This window comes from Streptomyces sp. NPDC031274, assembly GCF_055570235.1.
Genome location: NZ_JBVIHP010000029.1, coordinates 95,546 through 120,723, shown reverse-complemented (window position 1 = coordinate 120,723; position 25,178 = coordinate 95,546). Strand labels below are relative to the sequence as shown.

Below are 25,178 nucleotides of genomic sequence, written 5' to 3'. Positions count from 1 at the left end.
GTCGTCGGCCGACCTCACCCGGGGGCGGGCGGCGCTCCGTACATCCGCCGTCCCAGCAGGGGGTTCGTCCGTGAAGGCCATCGCCATCCAGCGCTACGGAGGCCCGGAGGTCCTGGAACTCATGGACCTTCCCGACCCGCGCCTCGGCCCCGACATGGTGCTCGTCCGGGTACGGTACGCGGGCGTCAACCCCGCCGACTGGAAGATCCGCGAGGGCTACATCGACGACTGGTTCGACTCGCACTTCCCCATGGTGATGGGCTGCGACCTGTCCGGCGTCGTCGAACGAACCGGCCTCGGCGTCACCGAGTTCGCCCCCGGCGACGAGGTCGTCGGCTACGTCCGCGCCGACCACATGCAGCGCGGTACGTACGGCGAGCTGGTGGCCGCGCCCGTCCGGACCCTGGCGCACAAGCCGCGCTCACTCGACGGGCGGGAGGCGGCCGGACTGCCGGCCGCGGGCCTCACCGCGTACCAGGCGCTCCGCCGCCACTTGGAGATCGCCGCCGGCGACGTGCTGCTCGTGCACGCGGCGGCTGGCGGGGTCGGCTCGCTGGCCGTCCAGATCGGCCGCGCCCTAGGTGCCCGCGTCATCGGTACGGCCGGCGAGCGCAACCACGACTTCCTCCGTTCGCTCGGTGCCGAGCCGGTGACCTACGGACCGGGGCTCGCCGACCGGGTGCGCGCACTGGCCCCTGAGGGCTGCGACGCCGTCTTCGATCTCATGGGCGGGGACACCTTGTTCGGCTCGCCGGCGCTGCTGCGGCCGGGCGGAAGGCTCGCGTCCATCTCCGGTGACGTGACGGGACTCGGCGGACGTTACGTGTTCGTCCGCCCCGACCCGGTCGACCTCGCCGACCTCGTGGCAATGGCGGACCGTGGCGAGGTACGGGTCCACGTGAGCGCCGAGTTCCCGCTCGCCGACGCGTCCCGCGCCCATGAACTCGTGCAAACCGGCCATGTGCGCGGCAAAGTCGTCCTCGCGGTCGAAACGGCCTGATCAGGTCGGTCGACACCGGCCGAAGCGCGCACCCGAACCCGTACGAAACGAAGGCCGTCCCTGTCAGGGGCGGCCTTCGTTTCGTATGTCCCGGAGCCTCTGCGGCCGGTCTTGAGTGAACCTTTAGTGGCTCTCAACCCGGCCACCCGCAGGGCAACGGCCGACTGCCCCGTCGTTCGCAGTTGAAACCCCAGAGGCGGGTGTGAGGCTTGATTCATGCCCCCAGGGGGCCCGCCGAAGCAGACCCACGGACGAACGGAACCGGGCATGACCCTTGCTGAGCAGGAGCCGATGGCAGTGGCCCCGGCCACGGCCGAACTCGCCTACCAGCGCTCTTTGGACCGTGTCCTGGTGCACCGTCGGGCCGTCATGGAGGTCTTCGTCACCGACGCTGTCCGTCGCGGCGGCGACGCCTTCGCCGTGGCCGTCCAGGCGCCCCGCGCACACAACTACTACAACGACCACACCCAGCGACCCGCACTGCTCGACCCGCTGTTCCTCCTGGAGGCGGCCCGCCAGGCGGTCACCGTGGTGGCGCACCGGTGGCTGGACGTCATCCATGACACGTCCTTCCTGATCAGCGACTGGACCACCGAGTTCACCGACCTCTCCGCCCTGCGGGCCCGCGGCGAAGCTCCGGACGAGCTCGTAGTCGAGGTCACCACGCGCGAACTCAAGCGGCGCGGCACCAGGCTGCTGGCCGCCACCATGGAGTGCGTATTCGTAGTGGGCGGCCGGCGGGCCGGGACGAGCGTCGTCGTGGCCGGCTACCTCAGCCGCGACGGCTACACGGCCCACCGCGAGAAGAGCCGCGGCTCCGTCCCGCCGCTCTCCTCCGCCATGCCGCACACCCGCACCGGTACCCCCGTCGCGCCCGCTCTGGTGGGCCGCGAGCGGACGGAGAACGTGGTCCTCACGGACGTGGCACGACACCCCGACGTCACGACCGCTCTGCGCGCCGTCCTCGACGTCCCGGTGCGGCACGCGGCCATGTACGACCACCCCCTCGACCACGTACCGGCGATGGCCCTGATGGAGGCGGCACGCCAGGCGGCAGTCCTCGCCTCCGACGGGTCCGGCGACCGGCTCTACGCACGCGCCTTCGGCGCCACGTTCCTCCGCTTTGTCGAGCTCGACAGGCCGGTCACGGTCTCCGTCACGCCCTCGGCCGACGAGCGCCTCACCGTCAACTTCCTGCAGGACGGCGAGTCGGTCTGCACGACCGAGGTGGAAGTCGCCGTCCTCCCGGAGCCCGAAGCGCCCGACACGGACGGCAGGTGACGGGCCGTGCGACTCGGCTCCCCCCTGGGACTGTCGGCGACGGCCTGGTATCCCGACGGCCGCCAGACGACCGAAGAGGCCGTGGCCGCCGGTGACATCGACGCCCGCACCGCCCGTGAACTCGGCTACACGTCCCTCCCGGTCAGCGAGGACGTCGCGCCGCCGGACATGGCCGTCGAGGCTGCCAACCGGCTCTTCGCTCTCTCCGGCGCCCGCGCCGATGCGCTCTCCCTCGTCCTGCATGCCGGCGTCCACCACCAGGGGCACGATGCCTGGTCCGCGCCGCACTACATCGCCAACCGAATCGGTGCCGACCGTGCCGTACCGATCGGGCTGCTCCAGCAGTGCAACGGCGGCGCCATCGGCATCGAACTGGCCGCGAGCCGGCTTCAGGGCGACCCGGCCGCCGGGCCCGCGCTCGTCACGACCGCCGACCGCTTCCTGATGCCGAGCTGGCACCGCTGGCGCAGCGACTACGGAATGGCGGCCGGCGACGCGGCCACCGCAGTCCTCGTCCACCGCACCGGCACCGCGGCGGAACCCGGCTCGGCCCCGGACCTGTTGCTCCACTCGCTCGCCACCCGGACAGCCTCCGAACTGGAGGTGATGCACCGCGGTGACGACGAGCTCAACGCGACGCCGATGGGGCACAGTCCGATGATCGACGTGCGGCGCACCAAGCGCGCCTTCATCAAGGCGTACGGCGTCGACTTCTTCATCAAGACGGCCGCCGACCGCATCCGTGCCGTAGTCGAGGAGTGCCTGGCCGACGCCGGGCTCACCGGCGACGACCCGCGGCTGCACTACGCCGTGATCCCCCGCCTGGGTGCCAAGGCGATGAACGAGGCGTACATCCCGCCGCTGAAGGACGTCACCTCCGCGGAGGTGCTCGACCTGGGCCGGGCCACCGGGCACGTGGGGGCCGGTGACCTGAACGCCTCCCTGGCCGACCTGGCCCGCTCGGACCTCCTGAGGCCCGGAGCCCACGCCCTTGTGCTGAACGGCGGCGGGGGTTTCACCTTCACCGCGGCCGTGGTCAGCAAGCGCTGACCTACCACGATCCGTACCGCTCCACCCGATTCGCATCCCACTCCCAAGGAGAACACTCATGTCCGCACGCCAGGACCGCCTCTTCGCTCTCGTCTCCGAGAAGCTCGGCGTGGCCGAGGAGGAGCTCAACACGACCTCTACCTTCGACGCCCTCGACCTGGACTCGCTCGCCCTGATCGAGCTCAGCGTCATCGTGCAGAAGGAGTTCGGCGTCCAGATCGACGAGACGGCGCTGACCCCGGAGAACACCTTCGCCGACATACTCACCGAGATCGACCCCAAGGTCGCGGTGGCCTGATGACCGGCATACCGACGCAGCGCCCGGGCGGGCGCACCAAACGCTTCGACGTGGCGGTCACCGGCGTCGGCCTGGTCACCCCGGCCGGCCTCGGCGTCGAGGCCAACTTCGAGCGGGTCTGGTCGGGCAGGTCCACCGCGGCCACCGACCCGGACCTCGCCGGCCTGCCGGTCGACTTCGCCTGCCGCGTACCGGACTTCGACGCGGGCGCTCTGCTCGGGCGGCGCAGCGCCGTCCGCATGGACCCGATCAGCCACTTCGGCGTGGTCGCGGCCCGGCAGGCCGTCGAGGACGCCGGGCTCGACCCGGAGGCATGGGACGGCCCCCGCATCGGCGTGGTGGTCGGCACCTCGCTCGGTGGCTGGTCCACCGTTGAACGCGAGCACGGCAAGCATCTCGCCGACGGCCCCGAATTCGTCTCGCCGCTGCTCATGGTGATGGGCCCGGTCAACATGACCGCCGGTTACATCGCCATGGACCTCAAGGCGCTCGGCCCCAACCAGGTGGTGTCGACCGCCTGCGCGTCCGGCAATACGGCGATCGGGTACGCCCGCACGCTCCTGGAGTCCGGGGTCTGCGACGTCGTCCTGGCCGGTGGCGCCGAGGCCGCGATGTCCCCGACCGCCATGGCCAGCCTCGCCCGCGCCGGCGCGCTGTCGGCCCGGTGTGACGATCCGGCGTCGGCGTCCCGTCCCTTCGACGCGGACCGCAACGGGTTCGTCGCCGGCGAGGGCGCCGCCATGCTCGTCCTGGAGCGGGTCGAGGACGCGCGGGCGCGCGGTGCCCGCATCCGTGCCCGAGTCTCCGGCTTCGGTGCCTCGGCCGACGGCCACCACGCGTCGGCGCCCGACCCGACCGGCGGCGGCGCCGAGCGGGCCATCCGGGCGGCGCTCGCCGACGCCTTCGTCGACACCTCCGAGGTCGACCACGTCAACGCGCACGGCACGTCGACCACGCTCAACGACATCACCGAGGCCGGGATGCTCCGCCGGGTCTTCGGCGAGAAGCCCGCTGTCACCTCCACCAAGGGGGTCGTCGGCCATCTGCTGGGCGCCGCCGGCGCCGCCGAGGCGGTGTACACGGTGCTCGCCGTGGAGCGGCGCCTCGTCCCGCCGACGGCCAACCTGAACAGCCTGGACCCGGGCATCGGGGTGGACGTGGTGGCCAAGGAGGCCCGGCCGATGGAGATCGGCGCGGCGGTCAACGACTCGTTCGGCTTCGGCGGCCAGAACGCGGTGATCGTGGTGACACCGGCATGACGTGGACTCCCGGCCCCTCCGGCCGTTCGGTGCTCGTCACCGGTGGCAATCGTGGTATCGGTCTGGCCGTCGCCCGGTCACTCGCCGAGCGCGGCGACCGGGTGGCCGTCACCTACCGCACGGGCGAACCCCCGGAGGGGCTGCTCGGGGTGCGCTGCGACGTCACGGACGAGGCACAGGTGGAACGCGCCTTCAAGGAGGTCGCGGCTGCCCACGGTGCCGTCGAGGTGCTGGTCGCCAACGCAGGCATCACCCGGGACGGGCTGCTGCTCGCCCTCGACGACGACGCAGTCGACGCCGTCCTCGACACCAACCTGCGGTCGGTCATCAGGGTCGCCAAGCACGCGGCCCGGAGCATGCTCGGCGGGCGCTGGGGCCGACTGGTGCTGATCTCCTCCGCCGTGGCGTTCACCGGCTCGCCCGGTCAGACGAACTACACCGCCGCCAAGTCCGGCCTCGTCGGCCTGGCCCGCTCCCTCGCCTGGGAGCTCGGCAGCCGCGGCATCACCGTCAACGTCGTCGCCCCCGGGCTCGTCGAGACGGACATGCTGCGCGACGTACGGCCGGCCCGCATGGACCAGTACCTGGCGATGACGCCACTGGGCCGGGCCGGCACCGCCGACGAGGTGGCTGCCGCCGTGCGGTTCCTCACCGGTGAGGAGGCCTCGTACGTCACCGGCGCCGTGCTGCCGGTCAGCGGTGGGCTCGGCATGGGTCACTGAGGCCCCGTGCCGCACGCGTCCACCACCACTCATCAAGCACAGGGAAGGGAAACCATGCCCGTCGGTGTCCTGTCGATCGGTTCCTACACACCCGACCAGGTGGTCGACAACCAGCAGATCAGCGCCTGGACGGGGATGCCTGAGTCCTGGGTGAACGAGCGGACCGGCATCCTCACACGGCGGTACGCCGAGCCGGGCACCGCCACGTCGGACCTGGCCCTGCCCGCGGCCCGGGAGGCACTGGCCGGCGTCCCTGACGAGGTGCGAGAGCGGCTCGGCGCGCTGGTCGTGGCGACCAGCACTCCGGACGTGCCGCAGCCGTCGACCGCTGCGATCCTCCAGCACAAGCTGGGGCTCTCCACCCTGCCCGCCTTCGACATCAACGCCGTCTGCAGCGGCTTCCTGTACGGCCTCTCGGTTGCCGAGGGGCTCCTGAAAGCCGGCAGGCACGGGGAGCATGTGCTGCTCGTCGGCGCCGACATGTTCTCCACGATCATGGACAGATCCGACCGGCGCACGGTGAGTCTGTTCGGCGACGGCGCGGGTGCCGTCCTGCTCGGCGAGGTGCCCGAAGGCTACGGCCTGCAGTCCGTGCACCTGGTCACGGACGGGGAGTTCCACCACTACGTGGGCGTGGAGGGCGGCGGCACCCGGACACCGCTCGACGCCGAGGCCCGCGAGGCCGGCAAGCACTACTTCCGGATGGACGGCCGCGCGGTGCGCGACTACGCCCTCTCGGTGCTCGCGAAGCTGACCGCCCAGACGCTCGACGACTGCGGGCTTGCCCTGGAGGACATCGACCGCTTCGTCTTCCACCAGGCCAACACCAGGCTCCTTGAGACCTTCGTGGCGGACGCCTGCATCGACCCGGACCGCGTCGCCTACACCGCGCAGCACCTGGGCAACACGGTCGCGGCCTCGGTGCCGCTCACCCTGCACGCCACCCACCGGGAACGGCCGCTGAAGCGCGGTGAACGCATCCTCATGGCGTCGGTCGGCGGGGGCATGACCGCTGGCGCGGCGCTCCTGACCTGGTACTGACGTCCGCCCGTACCCGCATTAACGACCCCACACGTACACCACACGCAGCATCGGATGGAGAAGCCATGAGGCTCGACGGACATACGGCCGTCATCACCGGCGGTACGCGGGGCCTGGGGCGGGCGATAGCCGAGGCCTTCCTCGCGGAGGGTGCCTCGGTCGTGGTCGCCGCGCGCAACCCGTACGACATCAAGGAACTCGACGACGACTACGGCGACCGGCTGCTCTTCCACCACACCGACGTCACCGACGAAGCCTCGGTGGCCGAGCTGGTCGAGGCCGCCGGTGAGACGTTCGGCGGCGTCGACGTCCTCGTCAACAACGCGGGCGTCAGCCGGGACGGCAAGATCGCCCGGCTGTCGGTGGCCGACTGGAACACCACGCTCGCCACCAATCTGACCGGTGTCTTCCTCTGCACGCGCGCGGTGATCGGCCCGATGGCCGCACGTCGCGAGACGACCGGCATCGGCGGCCGCATCATCAACATGTCCTCCTGCGTCGCAGGCCGGACCGCGATCGGCGCCGCCGCGTACAGCGCGAGCAAGGCCGCCGTGGAGATGTTCACCAAGACCTCGGCCGCCGAACTCGCACCCAAGGGCATCACCGTCAACTGCCTGTCGCCCGGCTACATCGACGAAGGCATGGGCAAGGAGCTGGCCTCCAACGAACGCGCCTGGGCGAGCTACCGCGGCCGTCTGCTGTCCGGGCGCCTCGGCCGTCCCGCCGAGGTCGGCGCGACCGCCGTGTTCCTCGCCTCACAGGACAGCTCGTACGTCAACGGCAGTGTGGTCGAGGTCAACGGGGGGCTGATGTGGGCGGCCTGACGAACCCTCGGACGGGCACGGGCACGGGCACGGGGACGGGGACGGACCGGCCCGTTCTCGTCGTGGGGGCCGGTCCTGTCGGCCTGGTCGTCGCGTGCGAACTGCTCCAGCAGGGCGTCCCCGTACGCGTCGTGGACGCCGACCGCGGACACACCGCGCACTCCCGCGCCAACGTCATCTGGCCGCGCAACCTCGAACTGCTCGACCGGATCGGCGTGACCGAGGAGCTCCTCGACACGGGTCACCGGCTCGCGGGCACCGCGTTCTACTCGCGCGGCCGGCGCCTCGCGACCGCCTGGATGAGCAAACTGCCCGACTCCCCCTATCCGTTCGCCCTCACCCTCTCGCAGAACGACACCGAGGAGGTGCTGCGCCGACGGCTCGCCGCGCTCGGCGGCACCGTCGAGTATGGCGTCCGACTCACCGCCCTCGACAACGCGGCGCACGGTCCCGCGGTCAAGCTGGAGCACGAGGACGGCCGGACCGAGGAACTGGAGCCGGCCTGGCTCGTCGGCGCGGACGGCGCGCACAGCACCGTCCGCAAGGAGCTGGGCATCGGCTACGACGGCCCGCTGGTCGACGTGTCGTTCGCGATCACCGACGCCCGGTTGACCACCACCCTCGCCGAGGACCTTTCCCACTACTGCTACGCGCCGAGCGGCGCCATGGTGCTTGGCCCGATGGGTGACGGCGTGCACCGCATAGCTCTGAACGTGCCGCACAACGCGTACAACGACGACAACCCGCCGCCCCGGGAGATGTTCCAGCAAGTGGTCGACGACCGGGCGGCCGGCCGCAGCCGCGTCGAGGAACTGCTGTGGAGCGGATCCTTCCGGGTGCGCGTCAGGATCGCCTCCGCCTTCCGCAGCGGCCGCTGCTTCCTCGTGGGCGACGCCGCCCATGTGATCAGCCCGGCCGGCGGCCAGGGCATGAACACCGGCATGCAGGACGCGTTCAACCTGGCGTGGAAGCTGTCCGGCGTCCTGCGGGGCGAGTTCGGGGAGCCGATCCTCGACTCGTACGACACCGAACGCCGGGCCGTCTCCCACGAGGTGGCCCGCTCGACGGCTCTGCTGACCAAGGCAGGTCTGGTCAATACGCCCGTGAAGGTGACGTTGCGGGACGCCGCGTTCACGGCGGCCGACCGGACCGGTCTCTTCCAGCGCAGGCTCGCCCCGCAGCTGAGCCAGACGGCCGTCAGCTACGACGGCGACCGCCATCCCCGCATGCCGCTGAAGGTGTCGTCGGACTCGCTTGCCGACGGCGGTTCGGGCGGGGCGGTCACCGGCAGCCGGTCCGCAGGCCCGCGACTCGACACCGGCGGCTGGCCGACGATTGATCGGGACCGGCACACCGTGCTGCTGTGGCCCGGCACACGGCCCCCGCCGGTGGACTGGCAGCGGACCGGTGACCGGGTCCGCCAGGAGCTTCCCGGGGGCACCCCGGTACTCGATCTGACCCGTGCTGTTCCCCGGGGCCTGGCCCGGGCGCTCGGCCCGGGGCCCGCTGTGGCGGTCGTCCGTCCGGACGGCCATCTGCTCGCGCGGGTCGACCCCGGGCGCCCCCAGGACATCACGCGACTGCTCACCCGAGCGGCACACCTCAGGAGCCGGCCTTGACCACGTCCCCCTCCCTCCCTCCCCTCATCACGGACCATTCCCGCCCGGTGGTGGCCTTCTTCGACGCCGACGAGACGCTCATCGCGATGAAGACGCCGTTCTCGCTGCTGCGGTACCGGATGAAGCGGGAGGGAGACGTCACCGGTGCCGCGTACGAGCGGCTCGTCGAGCCGCTGCGGCGGCTGGCGTCGATGGGCGTGACGCCGGTCGAGGTGGTGTCCAAGTTCTACGAACTGCACGCCGGCGTTCCCTGGGACGACGTAGTCACCGAGGCACGGGAGTGGTACGCGCATCTGCGGGAGCGCGGGGCACCGTTCATCGAGCCGACGGTCGCCCGGCTCCGCCGTCACCAGGAGGCGGGGCACCACACGGTGGTCATATCCGGCTCCTGGCCCGCGACGCTCCACCCGATCACCGACGACCTGGGCATCGACCTGGTCCTGTGCACGGAGCCGGAGCTGGACGCGGACCGGTGCATGACGGGGGCGATCCGTCACGCGATGTTCGGGCCGGCGAAGGCGGACGCGGTGCGGGAGGCGCTGGCGAAATTCGGTGCCGATCCCGCCGATTGCCACGCGTACGGCGACGACCCAGGGGACCTGACCATGCTGAGCATGGTGGGACACCCGGCCGTCGTCGGCGAGAACCCGCGGATGGCGGCCCACGCGGCCGAGTACGGCTGGCCGGTCATCCCGGCCACCCTGATGGCCGGCACCCGCCGCCAGCCTGTGTGACCGCCCACGCCGGAGAGGCGCCTCGGACGAGGCGCCCCTCCGGCGTCGCCATGGCTCAGCGTGCGCCGACCGCCTCGGGCAGCGAGGCCAGTTCGGCCAACGCCTCCGGCGGGAGGGTCACGGAGCCGGCCGCCACGTTGTCCTCCAGGTAGCTGCGGGTCTTGGTGCCCGGGATGACGCCCACGTGCTCGCCCTGGGCCAGCACCCAAGCGATCGCCACCTGCGCCACGGTCGCGCCGAGGCCGTCGGCCAGGCTCCGTACCCGGTCGATGATCGCCTGGTTGGCGCTGATGGCCTCGGGCTGGAACCGCGGGATCCGGTGCCGACCGTCCACCTTCGGCAGGTCTTTCGGGCTGCCGATCAGGCCGGAGAGGAAGCCCCGGCCGAGTGGCGCGAACGCGATGAACGCGATGCCCTCCCGCCCGCAGTACTCCACGACGCCGGCCTTCAGGGCCTCCCGGCTCCACAGCGACAGCTCGCTCTGTACGGACGCGACCGGGTGGACCGCGTGTGCCCGGCCGATCTCCTTCACCGACGCCTCGGAGAGCCCGATCGCGCCGAGCTTGCCCTCCTTCACCAGCTCCGCGAGCGCGCCCCAGCTCTCCTCGACCGGTACCTCGGGGTCGATGCGGTGCAGCTGGTAGAGGTCGACGTGGTCCACGCCGAGCCGCTGCAGGCTCGCGTCGACGGCAGCGCGCAGATACGCGGGCCGGCCGTCCCGGTGGCTCCTGTAGGTGGCGGGGTCGTCCACGACGAGTCCGCCCTTGGTGGCGAGCACGGCCTTCTCGCGGTGGCCCAAGAGCGCCTTGCCGACCAGCAGTTCGTTGGTGAACGGGCCGTACTGGTCGGCCGTGTCGATCAGGTCGACGCCGAGGTCGAGAGCGTGCCTTATGACCGCGATGGACTCGCTCTCGTCGCGGCCCAGCTCGTCGTATCCCCACGACATGCCCATGCAGCCGATGCCGACCGCCGCGAAGGTTCGCTGCGAACCGCCCAGTTGGATCCTGCGCATCTTCGTGCGCACCGCCTTTCCCCTTGTCCCCATGAGGCCCTGCCCGCTCGAGTCTTGTGACAGGCCCTCGTCTTCACACAGAACTCTGCCATACCGCATTGACATCGGCTATGTGCAGGCCTCTACTCTATGACAGAGTTCTTACATACATCTGTCAACGAATACACAAGAACAGGGGTGATTCTCCGTGTCCACCGGCAACCCGCGGGCGACGCTCGCCGCGGCGTGCGTCGTCGGCCCGCTGATGACCTTGGTGGTGACCGGCCCGTCCGTGGCCGTGCCCGACATAGGCGCCGACCTGCACAGTTCCCTCGCCGCTGCCCAGTGGGTGGTCGACGGCTACATGCTGACCGCGTCCAGCAGCCTCGCGGCGATGGGCTCGCTCGCCGACCGCGTGGGCCACCGCAGGATGTTCACCTGGGGTATGGCCTTCTTCGCGTTCTGGATGGCGGTCGCCGGCCTCTCCAACAGCATCCTGCTGCTCGACGTCTCGCGCGCCATCTCCGGTTTTGGCAGCGGCGCCGCGCTCGCCTCCATCACCGCGATCGTGGCCCGGGCCTTCGACGGCCCCGCGCGGGCGAAGGCATTCGGACTGTTCGGTACCTTCCTGGGCGCGGGTCTCGCGTTCGGCCCGATGTTCGGCGGTCTCCTGGTCAACCTGTGGGGCTGGCGCTCGGTGTTCCTGATCCTCGCCGGGGTCGCCGCGCTCGTTCTGCTGAGCACGCCGCTGCTGCCCCGTACCGAACCGAACCGCGGGCCCCGCTTCGACTGGGCCGGCACTTTCGCCTTCGGCCTGGGCATCGCCCTGTTCGTCCTCGCCCTGGTGGAGGGGCCGGGCCGCGGCTGGACCGACCCGATCGTGCTCGCCTCGGCGGTCGGCTGCCTGCTCCTGCTCGTGACCTTCGTGATGGTGGAACGCCGCTCCGAGCACCCGATGTTCGACCTGGGCCTCTTCGCCAGCCCGCAGTTCCTCGCCGTCTGCCTTGTGCCGCTTGTGCTGGCGTTCAGCTTCGTCGCCCTCGTCATCGTCCTGCCGCCGTACCTGACCTCCACGAGCGGTCTGTCGGCCGCTCAGATCGGCCTGGTCCTGCTGCTCCTGACCGGCCCCTCGCTGGTGATGCCCGCCATCACCGGCGTACTCGCACAGAAGGTCTCGCAGCGTGCGCTGTTCGTCGTCCTGCTCGCCTTCTCCGGTGTCGGCGCTGCCTGGCTGACCCTGGTGGAGCCGGGCGCCTCGAACGTCGCGCTGGCCGGCCCGTTGCTCTTCCTGGGCATCGGTTACGGCATCTCTCTCGGCATCCTGGACGGCGCGGCCGTCTCGGCCGTCGAGCCGGAGCGGATGGGTATGGCCGCGGGCATGTTCAACACCGTGCGGCTCACCTCCGACGCGGTCTCCATGGCCGGTCTCGGTGCCCTCGTCACCGCGCTCACCAAGAGTTCCCTCGACAACGGCGCCGTCTCCGCCTACCAGGGCGGCGCCGACGCACTGACCTCGCGCTCCCTCCAGGGCGGTCTGACCGAAGCAGCCAAGACGCTGCCCGCGGGCGAGGCCCGGGACCGGGCGGTGACCGCCATGGCCGACGCTTATGCCTCCGGCCTGCACGCCACCATGTGGATCGTCGCGGCGGCCTGCGCGGTCACCGCCGTCGTCGTCGGCAGCCTCCTGAAGGGCGGCAAGCCGTCCGCGGAGGCCGACGCTCCCACGGCCGAGGCATCTGCCGCGGTGGCGCCCGAGCCCGCTTCTGCTCGTTGAGGGGCGGGTCATGACACAGACTGCCCTCGGCCCCGTCGAGATCCTGTCCCCCTACGTCGACGAGCAGCTCGTGGAGCGCCTCGGGATCGAGATCGAGGTGTGCGAGCCGGACCTCGTGATCGGCACCATGCCGGTGGCGGGCAACCGTCAGCCCATCGGCCTGCTGCACGGCGGGGCCAACGCGGTGCTTGCCGAGACGCTCGGTTCCCTCGCGGCCTGGACGCATGCCGGCGCCGACCGGATCATCGTCGGCCAGGAACTGTCCTGCACCCATCACGGCGGGGCGCGATCGGGCCGGGTCACCGGCGAGTGCCGGCCGCTGCACGTGGGCACGCACACCGCCACGTACGAGATCGTCATCCGCGACGCGAGTGGCCGGCGCACCTGCACCGCCCGGCTGACATGTGCGATCCCGACGGCCAGGCGCCGGACGAGCCGGTGACCGAACGCGCCTCGGGGAACGAGGGCCGGCCGCCCCGGCGACGGCAATACGCGACTACCTCTTCGTCCTCTGTCGTATGCAAGACTATTGATATGGCGAAGACGACGACGGAGACGGTCGCCGCAGGTCGACTCGGGCACACGATCAAGAGGGCCGAGCAGGCCCTGATCGGACGCAAGACGGACGTGCTGCGGGAGTTCGGCCTGACGGTGCCCCAGTACTCGGTCCTGCTGTTGCTGTCGGTCTCGGACGGCATGTCCGCTGCGCAACTGGCGCGCGAGTGCATGGTCACGCCGCAGACCATGGCGACAGTCCTGACCAACCTGGAGAAGGCCGACCTGGTGTTCCGGGAACCCTCGGAGCTGCACCAGAAGGTCGTGGTCAACCGGGCGACCCGGGCCGGCCGTGCCGTCGCGAAGAAGGCCGACAAGGCCGCCCTTCGCGTCGAGGGGTCTCTGGGCGCCGAGTTCACGCCAGAGGAAAGGGCCATGTTCGAGGAGTTCCTGGAGCGGACGATCGGCGTTCTCGGAAACCTCGAATAAATCCTTCAAGGGTATGTAGAATGCGTAAAAAAATCGCCTCGAATTCCGCCTTCCGGAGGAATTCGAGGCGATTTCTCTTTGTCTCACCTGTGATGCAGGTTGCAGCCGAGTATCTGACCTGTGAACAATGCGTAGGACGGTGGCGGAAACCTCATTTAGGCCGGAATCCTGCTAGGCTGGCCAGGTGACTCTTGCTAGTTGCACGCACCTGTACGGGGGGTCTGTACGGGGGGTTATGGGTTCGACCATTTCGCCGCAGAGCGGGACGGATGAACCAATAAGGGGGAATGGTGCAGATTCACGTTCTAGGCCCGATGGCCGTATTCGGCGATGACTTGGAGCCGATCCTTCTGGCACCCAAGCCGCGTCGTCTCCTTGCGGTACTCGCTGTCAATGCCGACAGTGCGATATCGGTTAATGCGCTCGTGCAGGAGTTGTGGGGGAATAATCCTCCTCGAACTGCCACTGCCACTATCCAGACATATATCGGGCAGGTCCGTCGTGTCATTGCGGAAGCCCACAAGAAGAGCGCCAACGAAGTCGCGGAAGAAATCGTTATCACCGAGGGCAGCAGTTACGTGCTGTCCACGCGGAGAGTCGCGCTCGACATCGCGGAGTACGAGATGCTGACCGCCGCCGGTAACGCCGCTGTCCAACGCGGTGCTTTCGTCGAGGGTTCCGATCTCCTCCACCGGGCCGTGGCGCTGTGGCGCGGTCCCACGCTCGTCAACGTGGAGGCCGGCGAACTGCTCGCCGCCCGGATCGTCCATCTCGACGAGTCCCTCCTCTGCACACTGGAGAACCGGATCTACGCCGACCTCCAGCGCGGCGCGCACCACACCCTGGTTCCGGAGCTCACCGGGCTCACCGCCCGCCACCCGCTCCATGAGAACTTCCACCGGCATCTGATGCTCGCGCTGTACCGCTGCGGCCGACGGGCCGAGTCGCTCGCTGTCATGCGGCGGCTGCGGGCCCGGCTGGTGGAGGAGCTGGGCCTGGAGCCCTCGCCGTTCCTGGTCCAGATGGAGCAGGACATCCTGCGTGGCGAACCGTCCCTGGACGCGTCCCGGCCCATGTCGGCCGACGGGGGCACCGGCATCCGGCAGCAGGACCGCCGGACCATGGGCAGCATGGTGCACAGTCTGACGCCGAATCTGCAGGCGACTGGCTGACCGCCGGTACTCCGTGACCGGCCGCACCGGGCCGACATCGACCGGCTGCACCGCGCGGGCAGCATGAAGGGTCTGCGGGCACCGCGCCCGCGGACCCTTTCGTCCGCGGAGTCCTGGATACGTCCTCAGGCTCCGCTGACCAGCAGGCAGGACCAGGTGAACCCGGCGCCCGCGCTCACCACCAGCGCGTACTCACCGGGGCCGAGCATCCGCCCGGCCCGCAGTTCGGCGAGGCTCGCCGCGGCGTCGCCAGCTCCCAGGTGCCCGGTGTCGGCGCCGGGCCGCAGCAGCTCCGCCCCGGTGAGCTTGGTCAGCAGCGGCGCGTAGGCCAGGTCGATCGTCTTGTGGCCGAGCCGCGGCGCCACCACGTAACGCAGCGGCACGTCGCCCGTGGCGGACAAGCTCGCGCCCGCCAGACACGCTTCCACCGCCGCCCTCAGCGACGCGGCGCTCGCGTCGGTGAACGCCTCCATGCCCCCCGCCCGGAGGAACGCCTTCTTGGTGCGACGGATGTCGACCTTCGGTCCGAGGGAGCGGGCGGCCGGGCCGAACGGGTCGTCCCCGCGGTGCATGCGCTCAAGTCGGGGCGCGGCGACCGTGGCGACGGAGTGCAGGATCAGATCGGCCGGCCGCCCGCCCTCGCTCTCCGGCAGGTGGTGCAGGACGAGGGCGGTGGCCCCGTCGCCGTACGCGATGCCGTAGTCACCGCTCCAACGGTCGAAGCCGGGCTCCACGAAGGCGTCGGCGGTGGTGATGAGAGCGTGGCCGGAGCCGGGATCGACGAAGAGCCGGGCGGCGGCCAGTTCCACGGCCGCCGCGCCGCCGTTGCACACCTGCTGGACGCCGATGGGCACGGCGGTGTCGGCACCGAGCCGGTCGGCGACGAAGTGAGCGGGGGACCACAGGTCGTGGCCCTGGTAGTGGATCCAGGCGTGCAGCAGGAGGCCCACGGCGCCCGCGTCCACACCAGCAGCGGAGAGTGCCTCGCGGCCGGCCTCGACCGCCATCTCGGGCGGGGCCAGATCGGCCACCGGCAGCCCGGTGTAGCCGAGTTCGGCGGCAGTCTCGGCGTCGACCAACTCACGCTCGACCGCCTCGGGTGTGCTCTGCCGGCCCGGGGGCAGCCAGAGCGAGGGACCTGAGATGCCCAACGGGCGCGGCAGCAGCATCACTTGGCTCCGGCGCTCGTGCTCTTCGAGGTGATCGCGTCGATGTCGCAGCCCGGGTCGGGAGCGGGTGTGCTGGGCGACGTCGCGCCGGTCGGGATGATGTCGACGACGTACAACTCGACCGGTACGGTGCCCTTGTTGATTCCCATGTGCACGGTGGTCGGGCCCACGGGCTCCACGAGCGATTCGCCCGTGTCGTACTTCTCGACGGAGCAGTCCGAGCCGTCGATCCGGGTGAACGTACCGGAGTTGATGACGGCGATCTCCTCGCCCACGTGGTAGTGCCAGCCTGTGGAGGCGCCCGGCTGCACGACCGCCTTGCGGTAGAGCACCTTGCGGTCGCCGGTCGCCTTGATCTTGAAGGGTGCCGAGGTGACGCCCTGGCTCAGGGTCACTGAGCTGACCGGGGGGATGTCTTCCGCGGCGACGGCTTGGGCGGTGGGCTGGGTGGCGAATCCAACGCCGAGCGCCACCGCGGCGGCGGCACCGGCGACGGCGAACTTGCTCTTGTTGACCACGGGATGTCCTCTGCTCACGGGAACCGATCGCAGTCATATGTACCAGAGCATTGTCACTAATATGAGGTCTGTCTTGACTTCCTATGCTGACCTTCAGTCGGCCTTGAGTCGTTCTCTTGTGGACCCTTCGGCCGGACCCTTCGGTGGGCCGCTCAGCCCGCCTCGACCAGCGAGATCTTGCCCTTGCGCTCGTCCCGCCCCAGCAGTTCCACGACCTTTTCGCGGGTCTCCGTACCGGTCCGCGCCGTGTGCAGCATCAGTCGGATCCCCGATCGGTCCGGGATCTCCAGTACCGAATGGTCGAAGATCAGGAAGCCCGCCCGCGGATGGTCGATCGCCTTCACGCCCTGGTTGGTCGCCGTGATTTCGTACCGCGACCACAGCTCCGCGAACTCCTCGCTCTCCTGCGCCAACCGGTTCGAGATCGACGTGAACCGCGACTCCTGCGGGTAGCGGGCAGCGTCCCTGCGGAACTCGGACACCAGGCCGGGTGCGACCTCCGCCCAATAGCGATGGCGCGCCCGGAACGCCGGATTGGTGAAGAAGGACATCAGGCAGTTGGTGTCCCGCTCGCCGAACCCGAAGACCAGTTCTGCTGCCCGATTGAGCCCCACGATGTCCCAGCACCGGTCGATCACGTACGCCGGACTCGGCATCCAGCCCTCCACGAGCGCCCTCAACTGCGAGGTGTCGGCGAGGTTTTCCGCCGTGCGCTGCGGCGGATTCATCCCCACCAGCCGGTACAGGTGGTCCCGCTCCACGTCGTCCAGCCGCAGCGTCCGGCTGACCGACTCCACGACCTGATCCGACACCTTGATGTCCCGGCCTTGTTCGAGCCACGTGTACCAGGAGGAACCCATGCCGGCCAGCATCGCGACCTCCTCGCGGCGCAGCCCCGGCGTGCGCCGACGTGCGCCAGGAGGGAGACCCACGTCTTCGGGCCTGAGCCGTTCCCGGCGGGAGCGCAGGAAGTGCTTGAGCTCTTCGCGCCGACGGGGCTCCCGTACTGCGTTGGGGGTGGTCATAAACCCAGGATACGTTCGGACTCCCCACCCCATGGCGATATTTGCCAGCCTTCTGGCATGACTTCCGACTCCGCCACTCAGCTGCCCGGAAAAGTGCCCTTCACTACCCGCCAGTGGCTCATCATCGCCCTCCTGTGCGGCACACAGTTCATGCTCGCTCTGGACTTCTCCATCCTCAGCGTCGCGCTCCCCGTCCTCGGCGAGGACCTCGGCTTCGAGCTGAGCGACCTCCAGTGGGTGATCACTGCGTTCGCTCTGCCGTCCGGCGGCCTGCTGCTGCTCTTCGGCCGCGCCGCCGACCTCTACGGCCGCCGCAACTGGTTCATCGCCGGCATGGTCCTCTTCACGATCGCCTCCCTCGCCGGCGGTCTCGCCCCCACCCCCGGCTTCCTGCTCGCGGCTCGCGCCGCCCAGGGCGTCGCGGCCGCCATGCTCACCCCAGCGGCGATGTCCCTGCTCACCACCAGCTTCGCCGAGGGCTCGCAGCGCGACCGCGCGCTCGGCATCAACGGCGCCCTGCTGTCGCTCGGCTTCCTGTCCGGCGTGGTCCTCGGCGGAGTCATCACCGACTTCACCAGCTGGCGCGTGACGCTCTTCATCAGCGTCCCCGTCGGCATCATCGCTGCCATCGCCGCCCCTGTCCTCATCAAGGAAAGCCGCAATGAGGAGACCCCGAAGCTGGACCTCCTCGGTGCCGTCACCGTCACAGGCGGCCTTCTTTCGGTGATCTTCGGCATCACATCGGCCGAGCGCACCGGCTGGAGCTCCACCACCACCCTTCTCTCCCTCGCCGCCGGACTCGTGCTCCTCATCGCCTTCTTCGCCGTCGAGTCGCGGGTTGCCTCACCCCTCGTCGACCTGAAGGTGCTGCGCCGCCGCACCGTCAGCTGGGGCAACGCCACCGGCCTGATCACCTTCGCGATGATGACCGGCATGGTGTTCCTGCTGACCTTGTACATGCAGCAGGTGCGCGGAATGAGCCCGCTCAACGCCGGCTTCGCCTTCGCCGCCCTCGGTGTCGCGGCCGTCCTCGGCGGCGCCTTCGCCGCCCGGATCATCGGCGCGATCGGCGTCCACCGGGCCCTCGTCTACGGTCTGCTGCTGCAGGCCGCGAGCACGGCCGCGCTCTACTTCCTCGACACCGCCGACGGCATGCCGCTGCTCCTCATCGCCACCGCCACCGGCGGGTTCGGCCACCTTCTCGCAGTCGTCGGCTACATGATCACCGCTACCTCGGGCCTGCCGGACCACGAGCAGGGCCTGGCCACCGGCCTTGCCTACACGGGTCAGCAGCTCGGCGTCACCGTCGGCACCCCGGTCCTCGCCACCGTCACCGCGGCCGGCATCGACTCCGCGGGCGGCAGCGGCGCCTCCGCCGTCCTGAACGGCGTTCAGAACGGTCTGTTGATCGCCGCCGGCGCGCTGCTCCTCGCGGGCCTCGCCGCCATCGTCTTCCTGCGACCCGGCCGGACCGCGTCGGCCGAGGCCCCGGCGGCCGACCGTCAGGTCCCCGCCGAGGCGCGCTGAGCGACTGCGGAACACACCGAGAGACTGAGGGAAGCGATTCACATGCGCATGCGTTACCTGGGCCGCACCGGCCTTCAGGTTTCCGAGATCTGCCTGGGCACCATGACGCTCGGCGGCCGCCACGGATTCCAGCACATGGGCCAGCTCAACACCATCGAGGCCCGGCGGCTCGTCCACACGAGCATGGACGCGGGCGTCAACTTCTTCGACACCGCAGACATGTACTCCGCAGGACAGTCCGAGGAAGTCCTCGGCGCCGCCATCGGCACCCGCCGCGACGACGTGATCATCGCGACGAAGGTGCGCTGGCAGATGCCCGACGGCAGCGGGGGGCCGAACGACCGCGGACTGTCCCGGCACCACATCGTGCGCTCGGTGGAGGCCAGTCTGCGCCGGCTGGGCACCGACCACATCGACCTCTACCAGACGCACGGCTGGGACGGCCGCACCCCGTGGGAGGAGACCCTGCGGGCCCTGGACGATCTCGTACGGGCGGGCAAGGTCCGCTACATCGGCGCGTCCAACCTGACGTCCTGGCAGCTCACCCGTGCCCTCGCCACCAGCGAGCGGCTCGGCCTCGAGCGTTTCGCCTCGCACCAGATCCAGTACAGCCTGGCCGCCCGCGAGGTCGAGTGGGAACTGCTGCCCATGGCCGAGGCCGAGGATGTGGGCGTCATGGTGTGGAGCCCGCTCGCGGGCGGTCTGCTCAGCGGCCACCAGGAGCGGGGCGCCACGCCTCCCCCGGGTACGCGGCGCGCAGTGGGTTGGTTCGATCCCGTCCACCCCGAGCTCACGTTCGACACCATCGATGTGCTGCGCAAGATCGCACAGGAGCGGGAGGTGAGCCCGGCCCAGGTGGCGCTGCGCTGGGCGCTGGACGGAAAGGGCGTCACCTCTGTGATCATCGGTGCCCGTAACGAAGGTCAGCTCGCCGACAACCTGGCCGCGACGACCTGGTCGCTGACGCCCGAGGAGCACGCCGCACTCGACGAGGTCAGCGGCGTGCCGCTGCCCTACCCGTACTGGCACCAGGACTACTGCGACGCGGACCGTGTCCGGGAGTCGGACGAGGACTGAGACGGAGGGCGTGATCGGAACGGGCTATCGGGCTGGTGGATCACCCGGCGGACTTGTCCTGGTCGATGTCCTGGCTGCCGTCCTGGACCGAGAACAGGGTGCCGTGCTCCTTGGCGATGTTGATCTGGACCGGCCCGCTCTCCGCCGGGGGCTCGGGCTCGGGTGCGGCCTGGCGAACGTCGACGCGGTTGTCGTCGCCGACCACGACGGGGCCGGAGGCGTTGCCGCCGATGCGGACGGTGTTTCGGCTCATGCGCTCTCCTCGTGTTCCGGCTGTCACTGCTCGCGGGTCAGGCTGGTCGTCCCGCACGAGTAGCACTCCACCTGCTCGGACGCGTCGCTGCTCGATGTCATCTCGATGCTGAGCTGGGCGGCGTCACCGCCCGCGCTGACGGTGACCGTCGTAGTGACCTCGCCGATGACGGCCCCGCAAGTACCGCCGGCGGTGTCGTACAGGGAGCCGGTCGTCGTGTAGGTGCCGTTGCTTCCGGTGAGTTCGACGGTGCTCGTCTTCCCACAGACGTCCGTGCCGGTCTGCGTATAGGACCCGGTGCCCGAATCCTTGAACTCGTACATGGTCCCTGCACTGTCCCGCCACACCCCGGCGAGACCGGTCGGGTCGGCCGACGACGAGGTGTCGCTGGAGTCCCCCGAGTCCTGCGATGAGTCCTGCGACTGGTGGACGGCGACCCCGCCGATGACGACGGCGACGATCACCGCGATCACCTTCATCAGCGTCAAGGACGCGGCGGATGCGGCGGACGCCCCGACCGACCCCGCGGTGCTCGCGCCCGCCGAGGCCCCTGCATGAGCGGCACCAGCACTATGCCCTCCGGCCGCGCCGGGGGTGCTTGCCGCGCTGGGGTCGGTGGGTGGTCCGGGGTGGGTGCTTGCGGTGCTGGGGTCGGTGGGTGGTCCGGGGTGGGTGCTTGCGGTGCTGGGGTCGGTGGGTGGTCCGGGGTGGGTGCTTGCCGTGCCGGGATCGACGGGCGACCCGGCGTCGGGTGCGGTCCCCTCATGTCCCGAAGCCGGGTCGGGGCCCCCGTCGGCGTCCAGGCTCTGCGCCGCCCCGTCCGTGTGCGGGTCCGTGACAGGTGTTTCGGGCGTTCCCGGCGTGACCGGCGATGTCGGCGGCACATACTGCTGCGCTCCCGCCGCGGCGTCGGCGCCGTGGAGGTCGCCGAGCTGTCGCCACAGGTAGGCCGCCTCCGCCAGCAACACCCCCGCCATGACCCGTCGGCCGGTCAGAAGGTTGCGGATGCCCCGCTCGTGGGTGAAGTACGCGACGGCCTGCCGGTCGCCCGCGCGCTGGGCCGCGGGCAGTCCGCGTTCCAGGAGGCGGCCCCAGACGCCGAAACGCAGCGAGCGCGCCAGGGCGGGAGAAGCGGCCCGGACGATCCGCACCGCAAGTTCCGGCCGCCCCGCCTGCTCGGCCAGCTCGGCGACCTGCTCCAGGGCCCGGGCGTGCTGGGCGACCTGGGCGGCGGTCGTGGAGGGGAGGGCGATCCACTCGGCGAAGTGGTCGCACAGCCGGTCCACGGGGAAGGGCTCCCGCTCGCGCTCCCGCAACGCGGGTGCGACGTCCGGCACGACGCGGTAGCCCGCCTCGGTCTGCTCGGCCAGGCCGAGTTCGGTGAGCCGGGCGCACAGGGCCAAGGCGTCGGACGCGTCGGTGAGGGCGCCTACATGGGCCGGATCCAGTTCGGCGTCCTGGAGAGTCGCGAGGAGGTGCAGCGCGTGCAGCTGGCTCCCCTCCAGCCGGTCGAAGAGCAGCGGGAGCAGGTCGGCGACATCACCGGGCCGGGGAAGCATCGCCCGGCCGGACGGGTCGAGACAGGTGAGGGCCGCCGCGCGCAACAGCAGCAGGGGGTGCCCCACGGCGGTCTCCCACAGGGTGGCCGCGATGTCGGACTCGACCTCCGGCGCCACGGGGCGGCCCAGCTCCCGCGCAAGCAGCTCCAGCGCGGCGGGCTTGTCGATGCCTTCGAGACGCAGGGCGATGCCCTCCCCGAGCAGCGTTCTCTCCCGGGCGGCGACGACGAAGGTCGCGTCGGGGGCCGCGTCCATGAGATGGCGTAACCCTTCGGCGCTGAACTCGGCGTTGTCGACGTACACCGTCACCTTGATGTCGCCCATGAGGCGGCGCAGTTCGGTGCTGGACGGGGCGTAGCCCCGGGCCTCGTAACAGGCCTCGAAGATGTCCTGTGCGAGGTCCTCCGGCTCCCGCCGGGCGGCGTCGAGGAAGACCACTCCGTCCGCTCCGGGGGCGAGGGAGCGGGCCGTGTGCCGCAGGAGCGTGCTCTTGCCGACTCCTGAAGCGCCCCACACCTGTACCGGGCCGCCCTCTTGGACGGCGGTCGCGAGCCGGCGCAGTTCGGAGTCCCGGCCGAGGGGCGCGGTCTGGCGCCGGGGCAGGAGGGACACCTGGGCGCAGCGGACCGGTTGGGGGCGTTCGCCCGCGACGAGCAGGGTCACCGTCGACCCGTGGTCGGCGTCGATGACAACGTTGTGGTTGCCCGCGACCACCGGGCCCGTGGCGTCCCCCGTGATGTCGATCCGTCGGTCGGGGTCGGAGTGCCCGTCGCCGGTCGGTGTTCCGTCTCCCGTGTCCGTCGCGGCTACGGCTACGGGTACGGCTCTGGTCTCGTCGTTGTCGTGTCTTTCGTCGTTCTCGTCTTCGTGTGCCATGGGAACCCCCGCTGTACTGATCACGCCGTGGTGTTGGCTGTGCAGCGTCACGCTAGCCACGGGCGCGTGCCCGGCTGCCGTCAAAGTACGGTTTCCGGGATGCTGATGTGCAAGCAGCACAGCTTCTGCACAAGCGAGTTCAGGGTTCAGGGTTCAGGGGTCTGGGGTCTGAGGTCTGGGGTCTGGATTCAGGGCTCGGGGTGGGCGATGTGGTGCAACCGGCCGAGGTCCTCGATGCGGATGGTGCGGTAGCCGGTGGACACGACGCCCTGCTCGCGCAGTCGGCGCAGGGACTTGTGCACGCTGGGTTCCGCCGCGCCGCACAGGGTGGCCAGTTCGGGCTGGGTGATCGGCCAGTGGATCACCGCACCCCTTGTGGTCCGTTCGCCGTAGGCCAGCGCCAGGTGGTGCAGGATGCGCGCCAGGCGGGTGGCGACGTCGCATCCGGTGAAGTTGATGCGGTGGGTGTTGGCGGTGCGCAGCTTGGCCACGACGGACCGGTTCACGGCCTCTCCTATCCGCGGGAAGCGCCGCAAGCGGTCGAGGAAGTCGGCGCGGCTCACCCTCCGGGCGGTGACGTTCCCGCATGCCGTGACCGTGGCCGAGCGGGGGCGTGCGTCCAGCGCGGCGAGTTCACCCACCAGGTCCCCGCCCATCCGGACGGCCAGGAGGGCGTCGCGGCCGTCCTCGGTGCGCCCGGTGGCCTTCACCACCCCGTCGAGCAGGATCAGTACGAAGTCGGTCGGGTCCGCCTCCCGCATGAGGATGCGGTCGGCGGTGTAGCGCACCGTCACCCCGGGTGCGAGCAGTTGTTCGCGGGCGTCCGCGCCGAGGCCGCCGAGCAGGCTCGTGTGCGGCCAGGCCCACACCTCCCGCGGCCGTCGCCCGGCCGACCCGCGCTGTGACGAACGTTCGACATCCATGGTCCCGTCCTCTCTGGTCCCGTCCTCTCTGGCCCCGCCCTCTCTGGCCCCGCCCTCTCTGGTCCTGCCTCCTCTGGTCCCGCCCTCTCCGCAGGTGAAAGACCTGGACCCAGTGTGCTGCGGTGTGACCCGGGCCGCACCGGGTTCACAGGCACCTCACTGTTTCCAACGAACCCTGTATTTCTACGATTTCCACGCCGAGCGCAGCGGGGACACTGGAGCCGAGTCCCATTCGGCGAGACGAAGAAGGGCGCATGGAAACAGAGTTGGAGTATCGGGCGGTCCTGGCCGTGGACATCGCGCGGTCGGCGGGGCGCGGCGACGAGGCCCTGATGGACATCCGGGGAAAGCTCGTGGAGATGCTCCGTGAGGCGTTCGTCGCCAGCGGAGTCGACTGGGAGGCGTGCCTGCGTCACGATCTGGGCGACGGTCTGCGCGTGACGGCACCGGCCGGGACCCGGAAGACGGCCCTGATCCACCCTTTGGTCTCCGAATTCGCGCTCCGTCTGCGCACCCACAACCGGGGCGCGGCACCCCGCCGGATGATCCGCGTCCGCATTGCGCTGCACGCGGGCGACGTGCACATCGCTCCGGACGGCGAGGTCGTCGGCAGCCCCCTGGAAGTGCTGGCCCGCCTCCTCGACGCGCCGCCCGCGCGGACGGCTCTGGCCGAGGCGCCGGAGACGGTGCCCGCCTCGTTGCTGCTGTCCCGGCACTTCTACGACGAGACGGTGCGCAACGGCTACCACGGCCTGTACGCCGAGGACTTCCGCAAGGTGACCTTCACGGTGAAGGAACACACCGCCGATGCCTGGCTCCACCTGCCCGGCCGGCCCATGGCGCCGGAGCCGACGGAAGCAATCCCGGAGGCAATCCCGGAGGCGATCCCCGACGCGGCCCCGGAGGCCGTCGCCGTACCGGAACCCCTTGCCGACGCGAGGATGATCAACAGGGCCTCCGAGAACAGCTCCATCTACGCGGTACAGCGCGGCACGCAGCACATCAACGTCACCGGAAGGCCGTGAGGGGAGTTGTCGTGAACGACGAACTGACGGTGCTGGCCGAGGCAGGTGCCGCGGCGTTGGTCGCGGCGATGGCGACCGACGCGTGGCAGGAGACACGGGACACGGTCGTCGGGCTCTTCCGCCGCTTCGGCCGGGGCCGCCGGGCCGAGCTCGCGACCCAGTTGGACACGGGAGCCGCACTCGTCCGGGACGCGGCGGACCCGGACGAGGCACGGCGCACGCTGTTCGCCCACTGGACCCTGGAGCTGGCGGTGCTGCTGCGGGACGATCCCGCCGCCCGTGACGCGGTGACCCGCCTCGCGGCGGTGGTCGGCGGCAGCGGCCGGGAGCCCTCGTTCCGACAGACGATCACGGCCCGGGACTCCGCGACCGTGTTCGCTGTACAGCACGGAAATCAGCACGCTCATGGCCCGGGTGCCCCCAAGGATCCGGGGGCGGGGGCGCCCTGACGAAACGCCGTAGGGCGGGACCACCTCG

The 25,178-nt window shown here is 70.5% G+C and carries 25 protein-coding genes and 1 pseudogene; 19 read left to right on the top strand and 7 right to left on the bottom strand.

What is annotated here, in order from left to right; genetic code table 11:
- The first annotated feature begins 70 nt into the window (after positions 1–70).
- The 10 genes from ACZ5CR_RS35835 (at position 71) to ACZ5CR_RS35790 (ending at position 9,828) form a co-directional block, all read left to right on the top strand.
- Positions 71–1,000: an NADP-dependent oxidoreductase gene (locus tag ACZ5CR_RS35835; RefSeq protein WP_468865459.1), complete on the top strand. Its 930-nt coding sequence runs from the start codon at positions 71–73 to the stop codon at positions 998–1,000.
- A gap of 267 nt (positions 1,001–1,267) precedes the next feature.
- On the top strand, positions 1,268–2,281 hold the full coding sequence (locus tag ACZ5CR_RS35830) for a ScbA/BarX family gamma-butyrolactone biosynthesis protein (RefSeq protein WP_468865457.1): 1,014 nt from the start codon (positions 1,268–1,270) through the stop codon (positions 2,279–2,281).
- A gap of 6 nt (positions 2,282–2,287) precedes the next feature.
- The gene (locus tag ACZ5CR_RS35825; protein ID WP_468865454.1) at positions 2,288–3,331 is read left to right on the top strand and encodes a ketoacyl-ACP synthase III family protein; all 1,044 of its coding nucleotides are present in this window, start codon (positions 2,288–2,290) and stop codon (positions 3,329–3,331) included.
- A 58-nt stretch (positions 3,332–3,389) separates the two neighbouring features.
- Positions 3,390–3,629: an acyl carrier protein gene (locus ACZ5CR_RS35820; protein ID WP_468865451.1), complete on the top strand. Its 240-nt coding sequence runs from the start codon at positions 3,390–3,392 to the stop codon at positions 3,627–3,629.
- Positions 3,629–4,888 (top strand): beta-ketoacyl-[acyl-carrier-protein] synthase family protein, encoded by a 1,260-nt coding sequence (locus tag ACZ5CR_RS35815; RefSeq protein WP_468865449.1) that lies wholly within the window; start codon positions 3,629–3,631, stop codon positions 4,886–4,888. The genes ACZ5CR_RS35820 and ACZ5CR_RS35815 overlap by 1 nt, the downstream gene beginning before the upstream one ends.
- Positions 4,885–5,610 carry an SDR family oxidoreductase gene (locus ACZ5CR_RS35810; RefSeq protein ID WP_468865446.1) on the top strand — a complete coding sequence of 242 codons (726 nt, stop codon included), beginning with the start codon at positions 4,885–4,887 and terminating at the stop codon, positions 5,608–5,610. Before ACZ5CR_RS35815 ends, ACZ5CR_RS35810 begins: the two co-directional genes overlap by 4 nt.
- Before the next feature lie 54 nt (positions 5,611–5,664).
- Complete coding sequence (locus tag ACZ5CR_RS35805) at positions 5,665–6,651, top strand: 3-oxoacyl-ACP synthase III family protein (protein WP_468865444.1); 987 nt, start codon at positions 5,665–5,667, stop codon at positions 6,649–6,651.
- Between the two features lie 65 nt (positions 6,652–6,716).
- The gene (locus ACZ5CR_RS35800) at positions 6,717–7,475 is read left to right on the top strand and encodes an SDR family NAD(P)-dependent oxidoreductase (RefSeq protein ID WP_468865442.1); all 759 of its coding nucleotides are present in this window, start codon (positions 6,717–6,719) and stop codon (positions 7,473–7,475) included.
- A complete protein-coding gene (locus ACZ5CR_RS35795; RefSeq protein ID WP_468865441.1) occupies positions 7,463–9,094 on the top strand; it encodes an FAD-dependent monooxygenase in 1,632 nt (543 codons plus the stop codon). Before ACZ5CR_RS35800 ends, ACZ5CR_RS35795 begins: the two co-directional genes overlap by 13 nt.
- Positions 9,091–9,828 carry an HAD family hydrolase gene (locus ACZ5CR_RS35790; RefSeq protein WP_468865438.1) on the top strand — a complete coding sequence of 246 codons (738 nt, stop codon included), beginning with the start codon at positions 9,091–9,093 and terminating at the stop codon, positions 9,826–9,828. The genes ACZ5CR_RS35795 and ACZ5CR_RS35790 overlap by 4 nt, the downstream gene beginning before the upstream one ends.
- A gap of 55 nt (positions 9,829–9,883) precedes the next feature.
- Here ACZ5CR_RS35790 and ACZ5CR_RS35785 read toward each other — a convergent pair whose 3' ends face one another.
- Positions 9,884–10,840: an aldo/keto reductase gene (locus ACZ5CR_RS35785; protein WP_468865483.1), complete on the bottom strand. Its 957-nt coding sequence runs from the start codon at positions 10,838–10,840 to the stop codon at positions 9,884–9,886.
- Between the two features lie 187 nt (positions 10,841–11,027).
- Between ACZ5CR_RS35785 and ACZ5CR_RS35780 the strand changes: the two genes are divergently transcribed.
- The 5 genes and pseudogenes from ACZ5CR_RS35780 to ACZ5CR_RS35760 all read left to right on the top strand — a co-directional run bounded on the left by ACZ5CR_RS35780 (position 11,028) and on the right by ACZ5CR_RS35760 (position 14,749).
- The gene (locus ACZ5CR_RS35780) at positions 11,028–12,593 is read left to right on the top strand and encodes an MFS transporter (protein ID WP_468865436.1); all 1,566 of its coding nucleotides are present in this window, start codon (positions 11,028–11,030) and stop codon (positions 12,591–12,593) included.
- Between the two features lie 10 nt (positions 12,594–12,603).
- Positions 12,604–13,035, top strand: coding sequence for a hotdog fold thioesterase (locus ACZ5CR_RS35775; RefSeq protein ID WP_468865435.1), 432 nt, complete (start codon positions 12,604–12,606; stop codon positions 13,033–13,035).
- A gap of 92 nt (positions 13,036–13,127) precedes the next feature.
- Complete coding sequence (locus tag ACZ5CR_RS35770) at positions 13,128–13,577, top strand: MarR family winged helix-turn-helix transcriptional regulator (RefSeq protein ID WP_468865433.1); 450 nt, start codon at positions 13,128–13,130, stop codon at positions 13,575–13,577.
- Positions 13,578–13,864: 287 nt separating this feature from the next.
- A pseudogene (locus ACZ5CR_RS35765) lies at positions 13,865–14,095 on the top strand (AfsR/SARP family transcriptional regulator); the annotation flags it as partial.
- Between the two features lie 60 nt (positions 14,096–14,155).
- Positions 14,156–14,749 carry an AfsR/SARP family transcriptional regulator gene (locus ACZ5CR_RS35760; protein WP_468865481.1) on the top strand — a complete coding sequence of 198 codons (594 nt, stop codon included), beginning with the start codon at positions 14,156–14,158 and terminating at the stop codon, positions 14,747–14,749.
- 125 nt (positions 14,750–14,874) lie between these two features.
- Here ACZ5CR_RS35760 and ACZ5CR_RS35755 read toward each other — a convergent pair whose 3' ends face one another.
- The 3 genes from ACZ5CR_RS35755 to ACZ5CR_RS35745 all read right to left on the bottom strand — a co-directional run bounded on the left by ACZ5CR_RS35755 (position 14,875) and on the right by ACZ5CR_RS35745 (position 17,461).
- The gene (locus tag ACZ5CR_RS35755; protein WP_468865431.1) at positions 14,875–15,918 is read right to left on the bottom strand and encodes a 3-oxoacyl-[acyl-carrier-protein] synthase III C-terminal domain-containing protein; all 1,044 of its coding nucleotides are present in this window, start codon (positions 15,916–15,918) and stop codon (positions 14,875–14,877) included.
- On the bottom strand, positions 15,918–16,436 hold the full coding sequence (locus ACZ5CR_RS35750) for a cupin domain-containing protein (protein ID WP_468865429.1): 519 nt from the start codon (positions 16,434–16,436) through the stop codon (positions 15,918–15,920). The genes ACZ5CR_RS35755 and ACZ5CR_RS35750 overlap by 1 nt, the downstream gene beginning before the upstream one ends.
- Positions 16,437–16,588: 152 nt before the next feature.
- Positions 16,589–17,461, bottom strand: coding sequence for a helix-turn-helix transcriptional regulator (locus ACZ5CR_RS35745; RefSeq protein ID WP_468865428.1), 873 nt, complete (start codon positions 17,459–17,461; stop codon positions 16,589–16,591).
- Positions 17,462–17,518: 57 nt separating this feature from the next.
- On the opposite strand from ACZ5CR_RS35745, the gene ACZ5CR_RS35740 reads away from it, so the two are divergent.
- Entirely contained in the window at positions 17,519–18,988 is a 1,470-nt protein-coding gene (locus ACZ5CR_RS35740; protein ID WP_468865427.1) for an MFS transporter, read from the top strand.
- 42 nt (positions 18,989–19,030) lie between these two features.
- The gene (locus ACZ5CR_RS35735; RefSeq protein WP_468865425.1) at positions 19,031–20,065 is read left to right on the top strand and encodes an aldo/keto reductase; all 1,035 of its coding nucleotides are present in this window, start codon (positions 19,031–19,033) and stop codon (positions 20,063–20,065) included.
- 40 nt (positions 20,066–20,105) lie between these two features.
- On the opposite strand, the gene ACZ5CR_RS35730 is transcribed toward ACZ5CR_RS35735, so the two are convergent.
- The 3 genes from ACZ5CR_RS35730 to ACZ5CR_RS35720 form a co-directional block, all read right to left on the bottom strand.
- Positions 20,106–20,318: a hypothetical protein gene (locus ACZ5CR_RS35730; protein WP_468865422.1), complete on the bottom strand. Its 213-nt coding sequence runs from the start codon at positions 20,316–20,318 to the stop codon at positions 20,106–20,108.
- 23 nt (positions 20,319–20,341) lie between these two features.
- Entirely contained in the window at positions 20,342–22,753 is a 2,412-nt protein-coding gene (locus ACZ5CR_RS35725; RefSeq protein ID WP_468865419.1) for an ATP-binding protein, read from the bottom strand.
- A 188-nt stretch (positions 22,754–22,941) separates the two neighbouring features.
- Positions 22,942–23,676, bottom strand: coding sequence for a Crp/Fnr family transcriptional regulator (locus tag ACZ5CR_RS35720; RefSeq protein ID WP_468865417.1), 735 nt, complete (start codon positions 23,674–23,676; stop codon positions 22,942–22,944).
- A gap of 254 nt (positions 23,677–23,930) precedes the next feature.
- Between ACZ5CR_RS35720 and ACZ5CR_RS35715 the strand changes: the two genes are divergently transcribed.
- Both ACZ5CR_RS35715 and ACZ5CR_RS35710 read left to right on the top strand, forming a co-directional pair.
- The gene (locus ACZ5CR_RS35715) at positions 23,931–24,701 is read left to right on the top strand and encodes a nucleotidyl cyclase domain-containing protein (protein ID WP_468865414.1); all 771 of its coding nucleotides are present in this window, start codon (positions 23,931–23,933) and stop codon (positions 24,699–24,701) included.
- 11 nt (positions 24,702–24,712) lie between these two features.
- Positions 24,713–25,150, top strand: a complete 438-nt coding sequence (locus ACZ5CR_RS35710) for a hypothetical protein (protein ID WP_468865413.1) — start codon at positions 24,713–24,715, stop codon at positions 25,148–25,150.
- Positions 25,151–25,178 lie beyond the last annotated feature (28 nt).

Excerpts from the sequence above, each read along its gene's own strand:
- ACZ5CR_RS35830 (WP_468865457.1), top strand. The coding sequence starts at position 1,268 with ATGACCCTTGCTGAGCAGGAGCCGATGGCAGTGGCCCCGGCCACGGCC.
- ACZ5CR_RS35820 (WP_468865451.1), top strand. The coding sequence starts at position 3,390 with ATGTCCGCACGCCAGGACCGCCTCTTCGCTCTCGTCTCCGAGAAGCTC.
- ACZ5CR_RS35815 (WP_468865449.1), top strand. The coding sequence starts at position 3,629 with ATGACCGGCATACCGACGCAGCGCCCGGGCGGGCGCACCAAACGCTTC.
- ACZ5CR_RS35810 (WP_468865446.1), top strand. The coding sequence starts at position 4,885 with ATGACGTGGACTCCCGGCCCCTCCGGCCGTTCGGTGCTCGTCACCGGT.
- ACZ5CR_RS35805 (WP_468865444.1), top strand. The coding sequence starts at position 5,665 with ATGCCCGTCGGTGTCCTGTCGATCGGTTCCTACACACCCGACCAGGTG.
- ACZ5CR_RS35800 (WP_468865442.1), top strand. The coding sequence starts at position 6,717 with ATGAGGCTCGACGGACATACGGCCGTCATCACCGGCGGTACGCGGGGC.
- ACZ5CR_RS35785 (WP_468865483.1), bottom strand. The coding sequence starts at position 10,840 with ATGCGCAGGATCCAACTGGGCGGTTCGCAGCGAACCTTCGCGGCGGTC.
- ACZ5CR_RS35775 (WP_468865435.1), top strand. The coding sequence starts at position 12,604 with ATGACACAGACTGCCCTCGGCCCCGTCGAGATCCTGTCCCCCTACGTC.
- ACZ5CR_RS35770 (WP_468865433.1), top strand. The coding sequence starts at position 13,128 with ATGGCGAAGACGACGACGGAGACGGTCGCCGCAGGTCGACTCGGGCAC.
- ACZ5CR_RS35755 (WP_468865431.1), bottom strand. The coding sequence starts at position 15,918 with ATGCTGCTGCCGCGCCCGTTGGGCATCTCAGGTCCCTCGCTCTGGCTG.
- ACZ5CR_RS35745 (WP_468865428.1), bottom strand. The coding sequence starts at position 17,461 with ATGACCACCCCCAACGCAGTACGGGAGCCCCGTCGGCGCGAAGAGCTC.
- ACZ5CR_RS35740 (WP_468865427.1), top strand. The coding sequence starts at position 17,519 with ATGACTTCCGACTCCGCCACTCAGCTGCCCGGAAAAGTGCCCTTCACT.
- ACZ5CR_RS35735 (WP_468865425.1), top strand. The coding sequence starts at position 19,031 with ATGCGCATGCGTTACCTGGGCCGCACCGGCCTTCAGGTTTCCGAGATC.
- ACZ5CR_RS35730 (WP_468865422.1), bottom strand. The coding sequence starts at position 20,318 with ATGAGCCGAAACACCGTCCGCATCGGCGGCAACGCCTCCGGCCCCGTC.
- ACZ5CR_RS35725 (WP_468865419.1), bottom strand. The coding sequence starts at position 22,753 with ATGGCACACGAAGACGAGAACGACGAAAGACACGACAACGACGAGACC.
- ACZ5CR_RS35720 (WP_468865417.1), bottom strand. The coding sequence starts at position 23,676 with ATGGATGTCGAACGTTCGTCACAGCGCGGGTCGGCCGGGCGACGGCCG.
- ACZ5CR_RS35715 (WP_468865414.1), top strand. The coding sequence starts at position 23,931 with ATGGAAACAGAGTTGGAGTATCGGGCGGTCCTGGCCGTGGACATCGCG.